Genomic DNA, 13,912 nt, shown 5'->3' on the forward strand with positions numbered 1-13,912 from the left:
CCGCTGTGTCTCTACTTGGATCTCCGGGTCCCACGAACAAGCCCGGATGACGATCCCAGTCGCTGTTTGTTGTCCCGTCGTCGTCCGCGACCGGCGACGACGGTAAGTCCCCTAGCTGATGCCGGCATCCGGGTGCGGGAACACCACCCGGGCCGACAGACTAGCCTCGGTGCTTAGGCAGCGAGGGCGTAGTCGCGCTGATTGGAATCGGCGCTTAATTGGTTGCTGCGACGCTTACGGTGGTCTCTAGCCTGCACCGACACGCTTCCCCTACCTCGATGTACGTAGTCGAAACCGATCAGCCCCGAGGTAGTGCCCGCCGCCTGATCTGCGATCGTCACGCGGTGGACTATTCATAATAACGCGCCCACCGCAGAAAATCATCCCGGTTACTGCACGGACCTTCCGCAGTGGGCGCGACGGTTCACACAGAGTCAGCTCAGACAGTGCCGGAGAAGATGTTGAGCAATGCTTCGAGCACGGCCGGGTTGTCTTGCAGGATGGACCACAATTGCTGATCGAACATATCTGGTTCCTCTCGTCGAATGTCGTACGTTCGGACGACACCACTTTAGGGGACCTGACGGATCTGCGCTGGGTCGCAGCTCACCGATCCACCCGAGGGTGTTCAGTCAGCCGCCGAACGACCTCGCTATTGCCAGCCCAGCCGGGGTGTGGCCCGACCACCTGTGAATTACCTAAGAACTCGTCGGCGCCGAGCCTCGCGGCCGTCCTCACCATCAACATCAACACCGTGGCGCTCGTCATATCGAATAGGTGTTCTCGTCCGGCGTCTGTTAGTCTTGGAAACAAGATCGCGCAGAGCTGTTCTACGTCTGCTGCTTGATCCAGAGGCCGGGACATTGAACAGATGTCGCCGGCCTTGTCCAATTCTTGAGCCACTGCCGGCGCTGATCGCCCAGACTGAGCACATGACTCCGATCGAGAATCCACACCCGAACTTCGGCGTCTACTCCGAGGTTGGCCAGTTGCGCCGCGTACTTGTCTGCGCCCCGGGTCTCGCCCACCACCGGCTGACGCCGAGCAACAGCCACGATCTGCTGTTCGACGACGTCCTCTGGGTCGACCGGGCCCGCGAGGACCACCGCGAATTCGTCGCACACCTCGAAGCCGAGGGCGTCGAAGTGCTCGAACTGCACCGCATCCTCACCGAGACGCTGGCCGTGCCGGGTGCCCGCGACTGGATCCTGGACCGTCGGGTCACCCCGAACGACGTCGGCCTGCTGCTGATGGACGACGCCCGCGGCTACCTCGAGGGGCTCGACGACAATGGCCTCGCCGAATGTCTCGTCGGCGGTCTGGCAGCAGCAGACCTGCCGTCCTCGGCGCGCGCGGTGACCCTGGAGGAGTCGCGGCCCGGGGTGTACCTAATGCCGCCACTGCCGAACATGCTCTACACGCGGGACACCACGACGTGGATCAACGACGCGCTCACGCTCAACCCGCTGTACTGGCCGGCCCGCAAAGAAGAGACGCTCCTGATGAAGGCCGTCTACACCTACCATCCCGCGTTCGCGCCAGTGCGCAACCAGATCGTGTTCGGCGACCCGGAGCAGGACTGGGGTGCGGCCACCGTCGAGGGCGGCGACGTGATCGTCGTCGGCAACGGCGTCGTCATCATCGGAATGAGCGAGCGCACCTCGCACCAGGCGATCACCCAGGTCGCCGCGAATCTCTTCGCGGCCGGACAAGCCGACCAGGTGATCGTGGCAGGCATGCCGCGGCTGCGCGCTGCCATGCATCTGGACACCGTCCTCACCTTTGCCGACCGAGACGTGGTGACCGTCTACCGCGAAATCGTCGACGCTATCCGCCCGTTCACCCTGCGCCCCGGCACCAGCCGCGGTCTGCATGTCACCGCCGAGAGCGACCCACTGCTCGAGGTGATTCCCCGCGCCCTCGGTCTGGACCGGTTTCGCGTCGTCAACACCGGCGGTGACCGCTATTCGACCGAGCGCCAGCAATGGGACAGCGCAAACAATGTCGTCGCCCTCCGTCCCGGGGAGGTTTTCGCCTACGACCGCAACACCGTGACCAACGAGTTGCTGACCGCCGCCGGGATCACGGTGTACACCATCAACGGTGCCGAACTCGGCCGCGGCCGCGGCGGTGGCCACTGCATGACCGGCCCCCTGCTGCGCGACCCCGTCACGTACTAGGGCCGCGGCCGCGCGGTACCTATACCGGTTCTCGATCGACCGGCACGACCGGACTGTCGTTTCGCGCCACCAAACCCACGATTCGCGCCAGCGTTCGCTGCGGCTAGCCGCCGACTGTGTAGTTGGCCGAGCCTACCCGTATCCTGGTCACTACGGGCACTTCCGCGTGCCTTGGTAAGGAGTGACGTTGATGGGCCCGGAAGCACCGGCCGGATCGAACGGCCGGTACGTCGTCCCCGCGATCCTCGCGATCCTCACGCTGATCACCGCCCTGTGCGTCCCGGGTACCGCCGCCGCTGAACCGGTCGCCCGTCCCGCGCTGACCGTGACCCCGTCGACCGGCTTGCACCACGGCTCGGTCGTCACCGTCTCCGGTAGCGGGTACCGCGCGGGCGCGCCACTGTTTCTCGTGGAGACGATTCGCGTCCCGATCGCGCGTGGGATCCCCCTCATTCATCACGGTAAGAAGCGCGTCACCGCCGACCGCACCGGCAAGTTCACCACTACGCTGACGGTGCTCCAACGCTTCGGTCATATCAATTGCGCGGTCACAGGCTGCTATATCGCGACCGTCTCGGGCACCCTGCCGGGTGCGATCCTCGACCGCAGCCTGGATGCCTCCGCGCCAATCACCTTCGGCGACACCCCCAACGGCAACGACACCGATCCGAATGCGCGCGGCGTCCGCCCGGAACTGACCCTGGAACCCGCGTCCGGACTCCAAGAGGGCACTGCGGTGACCGTCACCGGTCGACACTTCCCGGCAGCCACTCCGGTGAACGTGGTTCAGACGATCGTCCGCCCCGAGAACGGCCGACCCACACTGCAGTCGGACCCGATCCCGGTGACCACCGATGCGCAGGGCTCGTTCACCACGTCGATCAAAGTGTCCCCGAAGATCAAAGACACCAACTGCCTGCGGACCGACTGCTTCATCGCCGCCTACCCGGTCACCGCGCCCGCGGCGCAGGACAACCGGTCGGGCACCGAACCACGCACCAGGAACAATCCGTTGCCCGAACTCTCGATCGTGCGGGGCCACGATGCCTGGGCACCGCTGGTGTTCGACGGCTCCGACCTGACCAAGCTCAGCCTCGAGGCCGAGAGCATTGCGCAAGCCGACTCCGCACGCATCAACATCACCGGCGCACAACCGCTGGATCTGTACCGGATCGAGGTCGACGGCCCCGGCGAGTTCTCCGCCCAGCCGTGGGTGCGTGCCGACGAGCACGGCAACGCCTCGGTGCTACTGATGTCAAACTTCGATCAACCCATCGGCCCCTACACGGTGCGGCTGACCACCGATCGCACCGACGCCGTCTCGGAAACCAAGTTCTCGGTCAGCACCAACGCCTTCTTCGATCCGGCCCAGCACGAGGGCATGTTCCAAGAGATCGAGAACCGAATGCCCCCGGCAGGCCCCTCCGAGGAACAACTGCAGGCACAGGCTGACGCTGCTAAGCGCAGTGCGTGGACGTCATGGTGGTACGTCGTCGCTGGCATCGCCGCCCTGGTCGGCTTCGGCATTCTCGGCTGGTTCGCCCGCGACAAGCGCCGCCGGGCGCAGCCGTAACCGGTCAGCGACCGACACGCAGCAGGGCGCTGCCGCCCGCAGGCAAGTCCGCGCCGAGCTCCCCGTCCACGGCGACCTGCCGCACGCCGGTCCACAGCTCAGTCGCCGGTACCGAATCATCCCCCGCCAGGTTCAGATCGGCGATCGCCACCGTGATCCGATGCGGTGCGCCGGCCGCATTGATCAGCGACACGACGATCCCCTTCTCCCCGATCGCGCGGGCCGCCACCGCGCCACCTCCGCCGACCGACCCGCCCGGGACCCGGCGCCGGTCGAGGACGACCGCAAGCACCGCGTGATTGGTAAGCACAGCTCGCTGCTCCGGCGACAGCAGGACCCTACTGTCCCCCGCCACAATAATCGGGTCCGCGGCGATGGCCGCCTGCGTCATACCTCGCTGCAAGTCGGTCGCCGGCAGCTGGGCGCCAAGCGTCTGCGTCACTCGTCGATCGGCGCGGCCGATCACCGCCAACGCGATTCGGGCCGCCTCCAAAGCGGTGCGGTCAGTCGGCTCCAGATCCAGCTGACGCGCGTCGTCACAGACAACGAAGACCGTGCGGTAGCCAGCCTCGGCCAACCCGCTCGCGACCAACCTGTCCGCCGTCCGACGCACCTCGTCGACGGTCCGACAGACACCGTCGGTCGGCGGCAACAGCCAGCCCAGCTGCGGCGGCTCGTCGTTTGCCTGCTTTGGCTCCGGGGCGCTGCACGCCGTCGCCAGTACCACGCAGCCGACGACAAGCGACCGGCCAGCCCAGCGCGTCACGCCGCGACCGCTGCTCACATTCCCTTCACGCGGCGGCCGATCTCCCGCTCAACCTCCCGCTTGGCGGTGCGTTCAGCGATATCACGGCGCTTGTCATGCGCCTGCTTGCCGCGGGCCAGGGCCAATTCTACCTTGGCGTAGCCGTCGGTGAAGTGCATGTCCAGCGGCACCAAGGTGAGGTTGCCGTCCTGCATTTTGCCGATCAACTGGTCAATCTCCTGACGGTGCAGCAGCAGCTTGCGCTTGCGGCGCACCGGGTGGTTGGTCCAGGAACCCTGACCGTACTCGGCGATATGCAGGGCATGCAGCCAGATCTCGCCGTCTTCGACGGTCGCGAAAGCGTCAACCAACGACGCTTTACCTTGCCGCAACGCCTTGACCTCGGTGCCCTGCAGCACGATGCCCGTCTCGAACGTCTCGAGTATGGCGAAATTATGCCGCGCTTTCCGGTTGGTGGCGATCACCGACCGGCCCTTCTCCCTGGGCACCGAGGACCTCCTTCGCTTCGTGCTTATCTGGTGTTCACTCGCGTACGTAGACGCGCAACGTGCCGTAGGCGGTGATGCCCGCGAGCACCACGCCGCCCAACAATAGCCACGGTGAGACGTACAAGACGTCGGCCGTGGTGATGCGCGCCAAGATGTTCACACCGTAGAGGTCGCCGAGCGCTTTGTCGAAGAAGTAGATGCGGGCGAGGAACAATCCGCCGATCGCTAGGACCGCGCCGATGACCGCTGCCAGCACTGCCTCCAGCAGGAACGGCAACTGCGTGAACCACCTCGTCGCGCCCACCAAGCGCATGATCGACACTTCGGTGCGGCGCGTGTACGCGGCTATCTGCACCGTGTTCACAATCAAGAGGATCGCGGCGACCGCCAGCACGGCGGCGACAACGAAGGCGGCGTTCCGGGCCCCGTCGAGGACCGCGAAGATACGTTTCACCAGATCCCGCTGATCGAGCACGCCGTCGATCCCGGGGGCCCGCTCGAACTTGTCGAGGACCGGCCCGAACTGGTTCTGGTCAGACATGCGGACGCGCAGCGCCGCCTGATATGGATCCGGGCGGATGAATTCGGCGACTTCCGGCGAACTCTCCTCCCACGCTGCCTTACCCGCCTCGTAGGCCTGCTGCTGGGAGACGTAGGTGACCGACGCCACGCCTGGCGTCCCCTCCAGGTCCCGCTTGACCTGCTGACAAGGGTCGGCCGAGCAGTTCGGGTCGACCTCGGTGACGGCCGAGGTGATGAAAAACTGCATCTCGACGCGGTCGAGGAAGATCTTCTGACTCTTCTCGGCCATCTGGATCACCAGCAGACCGCCGCCGAGCATGCCGAGGGTCACCGCGGTAGTCAGAATCATGGCGAGCGTCATCGTGAGGTTCCGCCGGAAACCGGTCCACACCTCGCTCAGAATGAAGTTGAGTCGCACAGTCCGCCCCTATCCGATTCCGTAGACGCCAGTCTCGTCATTGCGGACGAGCTCGCCGTTGTCGAATTCCAGCACTCGTCGACGCATGGAGTCGACGATATGGCGGTCGTGAGTGGCCATCACCACCGTGGTGCCGCGCCGATTGACGCGGTCGATCACCTCAACGATCTCTTCGGATGTCTGCGGATCGAGGTTGCCGGTCGGTTCGTCGGCCAGGAGCACCGCCGGACGGTTGACGATGGCGCGGGCGATTGCGACGCGCTGCTTCTCCCCGCCGGACAGCTCGCGCGGCATACGGTCGGCTTTGCCGGACAGTCCCACGTAGTCGAGCACCTCGGGCACCGCCTGGCGGATGGTGCTGGCCGGCTTGCCGATCACCTGGAGTGCAAAAGCCACATTGTCGGCGACATTCTTCTTCTCCAGCAGGCGGAAGTCCTGGAAGACGCAGCCAATGGACTGGCGCAGCTTCGGCACCTGCCGGCCGCGCAGCGTGTTCACATGAAAGTCGCCCACCCACACCTCCCCGGAGGTCGGCCGATCCTCTTTGAGGAGGAGCCGGAAGAAGGTCGACTTGCCCGACCCGGATGGTCCGATCAGGAACGCGAACTCACCCTTGTCGATCTCCATCGTGAGCTCGGACAGGGCGGGCCGGGTCGATTTCGGGTATTGCATCGTCACCTCGGACAGCTTGATCACATCGGAGAGTCTAATGACGCAGGCTGAGAGAACGGCTCAGGGACCGCCCCGCGCGTGGTGCCTGCCCGTCGATCACCGGGTGGGCGACGTGGTCGGCGCACCCGTCGGCGCTACCGTCGCGCCCGGCGAACCGGTACCTGCCGTGGCACCGCGGCTGGGGGTCGATTCCGGCGACGACGTCGGGCTGCTCGACTCATTCCCGGAGTGGAGTTGCGACTCGCTGCCGGTGGCAGGCACCGATCCCGTCGTGCTCGGCGCCACCGCCTCGGGGTGCTCGATAGTGCTGGAGGTCACCACCGGACGTTCTTGCTGGTCGGTGGCATTCGGCAGCGTTCCGTAGTGGTTAGCCGAGAATAGGTACAGGATCAGGCTGGCGACCCAGACGACCACGAGCAGCACTGTCGTGGTCCGGACGCGGGTGCGATAGATGTGGCTGATCCGCTGCCACCGGCGCCGCCAGCGGCCGGGGGTGCGCGGTGTGCCGTCCACGTTCGGCGCGTGGTCTTCGGTGGGCTTCTCCTCGGACGTCGACCGCTGCGCGGTCACCTCGGGCTCACTCATGCGTGTGCATCCCGATTGCCGTTCGGCGAGACCGGCGCCGATGTGGTGATGATGCCGTTGTTCGCCAGCCCCTGCACGATCCGCACGCGCAGGGCGCGGCCAATCTCGAACTGCTTGCCCGGCAACGTGCGGGCCACCATGCGGATGGTCACCGAATCGAGTTCCATACCGGTGACGCCGAGCGGTTCGGGTGCCGACAGCATCAGCTTGTGCCAGGCCGGATCGTCGAAGAAGTCCTTGCCCACCTCCCGCAATACGTCGGTCGCCCGGCCGACGTCGGCGTCAGCGGGCACCGGGACGTCGACCACCGAGCGCGCCCATTCGCGGGACAGATTGTTCACCTTCACCACCTGACCGTTGGGTACGGTGATCATTTCGCCGTCACTGGTACGCAATTTGGTCACGCGCAGGGTGACATCCTCAACGGGGCCCTCGGCGGTGGCCGCCGAACCCACCTGCAGGCAGACGAGGTCGCCGTACCCGTACTGGCGTTCGGCCACCACGAAGAAGCCGGCCAGGACGTCTTGCACCACGCGCTGGGCGCCGAAACCGAGCGCAGCGCCGATCACCGCCGTCGGGCCGACCAAGCTGGACGTACTGATGCCCATCAGGCTCATCACCTGCAGAAAGACAATGATGCTGATGATGACGATCAGCGACCACGCCACGACGTCGACCAGGGCACGACGATGCTTCGCATCCTCGGTCCGGACAATCGCATCGGAGTGCTGAAACTTGCGGTCGACGCGACCTTCGTAGCGGTCGGCGATCCAGCGGATGAAGCGCGAGAGGAGAATGCCGCCGACCACCCAGAGCACCATCGCGAGCCCTTTGGTGGCCAGCACCTGCTCAAGGTAGGCGACCCATTCCGGTAAGCCGAGGGTCGTACTGATGTGGGCGACCCCCGCCGGATCAGGCCGACTCATCGTCGTCGCCCATCCGCCAGCGGATACCTGCTTCGATGAACTCGTCGAGGTCACCGTCGAGCACCTGCGTCGGATTATTACCTTCGACGCCGGTCCGTAGATCCTTCACCATTTGGTACGGGTGCAGCACATACGACCGCATCTGGTTACCCCAGCTGGCGCCGGTGTCGGATTTGAGGGCGTCCAATTGCGCACGCTCCTCCTTGCGTTTGCGCTCGAGTAGTTTCGCGGCCAGCACTCGCATGGCGGAGGCCTTGTTCTGCAGCTGACTCTTCTCGTTCTGACAGGTCACGACGATGCCGGTCGGCAGGTGCGTCAACCGCACCGCCGAGTCGGTGGTGTTCACCGACTGGCCGCCCGGACCCGACGAGCGGTAGACGTCGACCTTGACCTCGTTCTCATCGATGTCGATGTGGTCGGTGGTCTCCACCACCGGCAGCACCTCGACCTCGGCGAAGGAGGTCTGGCGGCGGCCCTGGTTGTCGAACGGGCTGATCCGCACTAGTCGGTGGGTGCCCTGTTCCACCGATAGCGTGCCGTACATGTACGGCGCCTTCACCACAAAGGTGGCCGACTTGATGCCTGCTTCTTCGGCGTAGCTGGTGTCGTACACCTCGACCGGGTGGCCATGCTGCTCGGCCCAGCGCACGTACATGCGCATCAGCATCTGGGCCCAGTCGGCGGCGTCGACGCCACCGGCGCCGGAGCGAATGTTGACCACGGCTTCCCGTGAGTCGTACTCGCCGGCCAGCATCGTCTTGACTTCCATCGCCTCGATGTCGGCGCGCAATGCGACCCGCTCGGCGTCGGCGTCGGCCTGGGCCTGCTCACCGGCCGCCCCCTCCTCCATCTCGACGAACTCGTAGAGGACCGGCAGATCGTCGAGTCGGCTGCGCAGTCCCGAGACGCGCCGCAGTTCAGACTGTGCGTGCGAGAGGCGGCTGGTGACCTGTTGGGCATGATCCTGGTCGTTCCACAACTCCGGATCGGAGGCTTGCATTTCCAGCTCCGCGATGCGGCTGCGGAGTTCGCCGAGGTCCACCACCTTCTCAACTGTGGTGAGGGTGGCGTTCAGGGCTTCCAGGTCAGCGGAGACATCGGGGTGCACAACGGGTCAGCCTACCGACCCGCGGCGACTTCACGCTCCCAAGGTGCCAAAACGCCAGGTGGTCGCCTTCTTCCCCGGCTTGTAGATCACTGGGAGCTCCTGGCCGATGACCGGATCGGCGTCGCCGGTGCCGAGCACCAACGTTCCGTACACCTCCGTGGGCGCCGTCGCAGCACCGATGATGGTGCCCGAGACAGTGCAGTAGGCGGCCCCGTTCTTGTCTGCGTCGCCGCGCCCGCTGACGCCGGTGACCGTGAAGCTCCCACTCTCGTAACCGGCGGCCGCGCCGCCCCGGACCCCGCTGCGGCTGCGCCCGATCAGGAACGACGCCAGCGTGGCGACGATCAGCAGGATGAACACGACGGTGATCCAGGTCGGCATACGGTCTACCCTAAGCGATCATGGAGCCCGATCTGTCTCTCGCTTTGGAACTCGCCGACTCCGCGGACGACCTGACGCTCGCCCGGTTCGGCGCGCTGGATCTGCGGGTCGACGCCAAGCCCGATCTGACTCCGGTGACCGACGCCGATCTGGCGTGCGAACGACTACTCCGCGCACTGCTTGCCAATGCCCGTCCCGGCGATGCCGTGCTCGGCGAAGAGTTCGGTGGTGACGCCGCGCTCAGCGGCCGCCAGTGGATCATCGATCCGATCGATGGCACCAAGAACTTCGTGCGCGGCGTTCCGGTGTGGGCGACGTTAATCGCCCTGCTTGTCGACGGCGTCCCGGTGGTCGGCGTGGTGAGCGCTCCGGCACTCGGCCGCCGCTGGTGGGCGGCGACCGGTCACGGTGCCTTTGTCCGCGAGGGCGATGCGCAGCCGCGTCCGTTGTCGGTCTCGAAGGTGGCCGACCTCGGATCGTCGTCCCTGGCCTTCTCCAGCCTGTCCGGCTGGGCCGATCGCAACCTCCGCGACCGCTTCGTCGACCTCACCGACACCGTCTGGCGGGTCCGCGGATACGGCGACTTCTGGAACTACTGCCTGGTGGCCGAGGGTGCGGTGGACATCGCCGCCGAGCCGGAGGTTTCACTGTGGGATCTGGCCCCGCTCGACGTCCTGGTTCGCGAGGCGGGCGGGCGCTTCACGGCGCTCGACGGCTCCCCCGGTCCGGCCGGCGGCAGCGCGGTGGCCACCAATGGCCTGCTGCACGACGAGGTCCTCATCCGCCTCCGCTGATCGTCGACGGAGGGCGTGCTTCGACGCGGACGTACTTTGTGCGTCCGGCTCAGCGGTCGGACCGGGACGCAATGGCCCGCTGGTTGAGCCGGGGCGAGGCGCTAGCTGAGACCCGACTCGACCAGCACCTCTAGTGAACGGCGGGGGCGTCGGCTGGCGGGACGTGGCCGGCGCGGGCGTCGGCGGCCTCGAGTATGCGAATGAAGACCAGATAGAGCACGAGCGCGAGGATCGCGATCACCGCCAGAATCAGCAGCGCCGAACCGAACGAGGTCTGCGAGGCCGCCGCCGTGCAGCCGTCGCCAGCACACGGTGAAGCCTCGGTGCTCTGCCCGATGAACCCGGTTAAACCTAGATTCGCCGCCTGCAATCGGGTACCGACGGCGATACCGATCGGGACCGCCATATTGATCACCAGGTTGTAGAAGCCGATGGCGATACCGGTCTTCTCACTGGGCACGTCACGCACCGCGGTGGACAGCAAGGGCGCGTACATCAGTGCAAAGCCCGACCCGAAGCACATCATCGAGATGACGTACCAGCCTTTCCAGCCACCGACGGCCAATGCGCCGATGATCAACCCGACCGCCACCAGCACGATGGCAATGATGATCGCCGGCTTGGAGGGCAGGAATTTGGCGATGTTGCCGGTGAAAACGCCGACGAGGATCGCGACCACGTAGCCGGGCGCCATCAGCCAGGACGAGTGCGCCAGGTTGCCGCCGTACACATCCTGCACCAGGGCGGGGAACAGGACCTGATAGCCGAGCTGCACCAGGTACGTCAGGAAGACGACGACCAGAATCAACGAGTATCTCTTGTCGGCGAAGAATGCCGGGGTGATCAGTGCGTTCGGCGAGCGTTTCACGTGCCGGACAAAGAGCACCATGCCGGCCACCGCCGGGAGCAAATACCACCAGTTGAAGTCCTGCATGAACATCACCAAGGTGGCGGCGAACACGGCGATCAGGAACAAGCCGACGATGTCGAGTTTGCCGTGGCCGACTTCCTCAGCCGGAACGTATTTGATGATGAACGGAATCGCGAGCAGCGCGATGAGGTTGATGAGGAAGAAGATCTGCCATCCGATGCCGGCGATGAAACCTGCGCCGAGCGCGCCGAACAGCATCGACGCTTGGAATGCCGCCGTCGAGAAGCCCAGATAGCGTTTCTGCTCGTCGCCGCTGAAGTGTTTGGTCGCCCAGATGACGTACAGCGTTTCGGCGGCGGCAAGTCCAGCGGTCTGGATGATGCGGCCGGTCAGCACCCCGCCGAAACTGCCTTGCAAGACGACGCCAACGACCGAGCCGATGCTCATCAGGATTACCGCGATGATCATCAGGCGGCGAATCGGGAACGAGTCGGCCAGTGCGGCGTAGACCACCGCGCCGACCCCGATGATGATGCCCGGAATCGTCGCTTGCAGACTCGCCGTGTTCAGACTGATGTCCAGGCTGCGACTGATGGTGTCAGTCATCAGTTTGAAACCGTTGTCCATCACCAGCGCGAAGACGAACAGGAACAGCAGCACCGGGATGCCTTGCTTCGGGTTAGCCGCCAGTCCGTGGTCGTTCAACGGCGGCGAGAACCTCCACCAGGGCTGCTTCACCCCGGTCTGCGCCGGAGTATTCACGCGATCTCCAAGGCGATCTCGATCATCGTGGTGAACGCCGTCTGCCGCTCCTGCGGGGTGGTCTTGGTGCCCTTGAGGATGTTGTCACTGACAGTGAAAATGCCCAGCGCGTCCACCGGATAGCCGAGGTGGTGGGTGGCGTGGGCAGCGTTGGCGAACAAACCGGCCGACTCCATCTCAATGGCCAGAATGCCCATCTTGCCCCAGTCGGTGTTGTGGTCGGCGTCCGCGTTGTAAAAGATGTCCGAGGAGAACACGTTGCCCACATGATGGGTGACCCCCCGCTCGCTGGCCACCCTCGCCGCGGCCGAGAGCAGCCGCCACGACGACAACGGCGCGTACGTGCCGGTCAGGCCGTACTGCTCCATATAGGCCGAGTCATGCGAGGCGCCCTGGGCGATCACGACGTCGTAGGTATCGATATGCGGCTGCACGGTGCCGCAACTGCCCACCCGAATCAGGTTCTTCACACCGAAGAAGTGGATCAGCTCGTAGGAGTACAGCGAAATCGACGGAATACCCATACCGGTGCCCATCACCGACACCGGTTTGCCCCGATAGGTGCCGGTGAAGCCGAGCATATTGCGGACTTCGTTGAAGCAGACCGGATCGTCCAGGTAGGTCTCGGCGATGAACTTGGCGCGGAGCGGGTCGCCCGGGAGCAGGATCGTCTCGGCGATCGGCGCGCCCTTCGGGTCGATGTGCGGGGTCGAGTTGGTGGCCATCAGCGGGCCTCCGTTCTGTTCTGAGGTGGGCGGTGTTCGACAGCAGTCGGGAACGAGGCTAGAAGCCCAGGAGCGCGGTCAGTTCGGCTTTGATCGCCGCGATTCGCTCGGCGGCCGCGGCCCGCGGAACCTCGCCGGTGACCGGCAGCACAGATTCGAGGTAGCACTTGAGTTTGGGTTCGGTGCCCGACGGCCGGATGATCACGCGGTCGTCCGCCTCGGTGAGCAGCAGCAGCCCGTCCGTCGGCGGTAGTCCGCGATAGCCCTCGGCCAGATCCGCGTACTCGACGACGGGCGAGCCGATCAGCGCCGTGGGCGGTGTGGCCCGCAGCGTCGCCATCGCGGCGGCGATCAACGCCAGATCCGAGACCCTGAACGAGAGCTGGCTGGTGGCATACAGTCCGTGCTCGCGGGCAAGGTCGTCGAGCTTGTCCTGCACCGTCTTCCCCTGTGCGGCAAGCCCTTCCACCAGAGTCACCACGCGTACGGCGGCACCGACGCCGTCCTTGTCGTGCACGGCATCCGGGTCGGCGCAATAGCCGATGGCCTCCTCGTAGCCGAAGCGGATGCCCGGCGTGCGGGCGATCCACTTGAAGCCGGTCAGTGTCGCCGCGGCCTTGAGTCCGCTGGCTTCAGCGATCTTGCCCAGCAGCCGGCTCGACACGATCGAGCACGCGAGGGTATCGCCGGAGCGGGAGTCGTCGTGGGCGGCTTGGTCGCCCAGGAGCGCGCCGATTTCATCGCCGGTCAACTGCCGCCAGCCGCCGCCGGGCTGCGGGATCGCCATGGAGCAGCGGTCGGCGTCCGGGTCGAGCGCGATCACCACGTCGGCGCCGGATTCGGCGGCCAACTCCAGCGATAGGTCCAATGCGCCCGGCTCCTCCGGATTTGGGAACGAGACGGTCGGAAAGTTCGGGTCCGGATCGAACTGCTTGGGTACCGGATGTACGTCGGGAATGCCAGCATCGTGGAGCACCTGCATCGCCGTCGCGCCGCCGACGCCGTGCATCGGCGTCAGCACGACGGTCACCGACGACTCCGTGGAGTTGTCGCGGTGTGCGGCCATCCGTGCGATGTAGCCGGCGACGACCGATTGCGGCGCGGCGACGATGCGGTCATCGGACAGCGGCACCTCATCGGC

Annotated in this window: 13 protein-coding genes and 1 pseudogene; 3 read left to right on the forward strand and 11 right to left on the reverse strand. The window is 65.7% G+C overall.

All coding sequences use genetic code 11. The features are described 5' to 3' along the window. Positions 1-941: 941 nt before the first annotated feature. Entirely contained in the window at positions 942-2,180 is a 1,239-nt protein-coding gene (locus WAW85_RS01300) for an arginine deiminase (RefSeq protein ID WP_422557869.1), read from the forward strand. Positions 2,181-2,370: 190 nt separating this feature from the next. After that, entirely contained in the window at positions 2,371-3,753 is a 1,383-nt protein-coding gene (locus WAW85_RS01305; protein WP_422557857.1) for a neocarzinostatin apoprotein domain-containing protein, read from the forward strand. Positions 3,754-3,757: 4 nt separating this feature from the next. Here the strand turns inward: WAW85_RS01305 and WAW85_RS01310 are convergent, their stop codons facing one another. From WAW85_RS01310 to WAW85_RS01345, 8 genes are all read right to left on the reverse strand, one after another. Further along, positions 3,758-4,537, reverse strand: coding sequence for an alpha-galactosidase (locus WAW85_RS01310; RefSeq protein ID WP_422557858.1), 780 nt, complete (start codon positions 4,535-4,537; stop codon positions 3,758-3,760). Then, entirely contained in the window at positions 4,534-5,007 is a 474-nt protein-coding gene (gene smpB, locus WAW85_RS01315; protein WP_422557859.1) for an SsrA-binding protein SmpB, read from the reverse strand. The genes WAW85_RS01310 and smpB overlap by 4 nt, the downstream gene beginning before the upstream one ends. A 34-nt stretch (positions 5,008-5,041) precedes the next feature. Next, positions 5,042-5,947: a permease-like cell division protein FtsX gene (ftsX, locus tag WAW85_RS01320; protein ID WP_422557860.1), complete on the reverse strand. Its 906-nt coding sequence runs from the start codon at positions 5,945-5,947 to the stop codon at positions 5,042-5,044. 9 nt (positions 5,948-5,956) lie between these two features. Then, the gene (gene ftsE / locus WAW85_RS01325) at positions 5,957-6,643 is read right to left on the reverse strand and encodes a cell division ATP-binding protein FtsE (RefSeq protein ID WP_422557861.1); all 687 of its coding nucleotides are present in this window, start codon (positions 6,641-6,643) and stop codon (positions 5,957-5,959) included. Positions 6,644-6,715: 72 nt separating this feature from the next. Then, on the reverse strand, positions 6,716-7,204 hold the full coding sequence (locus WAW85_RS01330) for a hypothetical protein (protein WP_422557862.1): 489 nt from the start codon (positions 7,202-7,204) through the stop codon (positions 6,716-6,718). Beyond that, positions 7,201-8,130, reverse strand: coding sequence for a mechanosensitive ion channel family protein (locus WAW85_RS01335; RefSeq protein WP_422557863.1), 930 nt, complete (start codon positions 8,128-8,130; stop codon positions 7,201-7,203). Before WAW85_RS01335 ends, WAW85_RS01330 begins: the two co-directional genes overlap by 4 nt. Then, positions 8,117-9,238, reverse strand: coding sequence for a peptide chain release factor 2 (prfB, locus tag WAW85_RS01340; RefSeq protein ID WP_422557864.1), 1,122 nt, complete (start codon positions 9,236-9,238; stop codon positions 8,117-8,119). The genes WAW85_RS01335 and prfB overlap by 14 nt, the downstream gene beginning before the upstream one ends. A 30-nt stretch (positions 9,239-9,268) precedes the next feature. Then, positions 9,269-9,619 (reverse strand): hypothetical protein, encoded by a 351-nt coding sequence (locus tag WAW85_RS01345; RefSeq protein ID WP_422557865.1) that lies wholly within the window; start codon positions 9,617-9,619, stop codon positions 9,269-9,271. Positions 9,620-9,639: 20 nt separating this feature from the next. Between WAW85_RS01345 and hisN the strand changes: the two genes are divergently transcribed. Next, positions 9,640-10,413, forward strand: a complete 774-nt coding sequence (hisN, locus tag WAW85_RS01350) for a histidinol-phosphatase (protein ID WP_422557866.1) — start codon at positions 9,640-9,642, stop codon at positions 10,411-10,413. Positions 10,414-10,543: 130 nt separating this feature from the next. Here hisN and WAW85_RS01355 read toward each other — a convergent pair whose 3' ends face one another. The 3 genes and pseudogenes from WAW85_RS01355 to WAW85_RS01365 all read right to left on the reverse strand — a co-directional run. Next, complete coding sequence (locus WAW85_RS01355) at positions 10,544-12,046, reverse strand: MFS transporter (protein WP_422557867.1); 1,503 nt, start codon at positions 12,044-12,046, stop codon at positions 10,544-10,546. Continuing rightward, complete coding sequence (deoD, locus tag WAW85_RS01360; protein ID WP_422557868.1) at positions 12,043-12,771, reverse strand: purine-nucleoside phosphorylase; 729 nt, start codon at positions 12,769-12,771, stop codon at positions 12,043-12,045. Before deoD ends, WAW85_RS01355 begins: the two co-directional genes overlap by 4 nt. Before the next feature lie 58 nt (positions 12,772-12,829). Beyond that, positions 12,830-13,912: pseudogene (locus WAW85_RS01365) on the reverse strand (phospho-sugar mutase); the annotation flags it as partial.

The organism is Gordonia sp. (in: high G+C Gram-positive bacteria) (assembly GCF_049299075.1).
Classification (GTDB): Bacteria; Actinomycetota; Actinomycetes; order Mycobacteriales; family Mycobacteriaceae; genus Gordonia.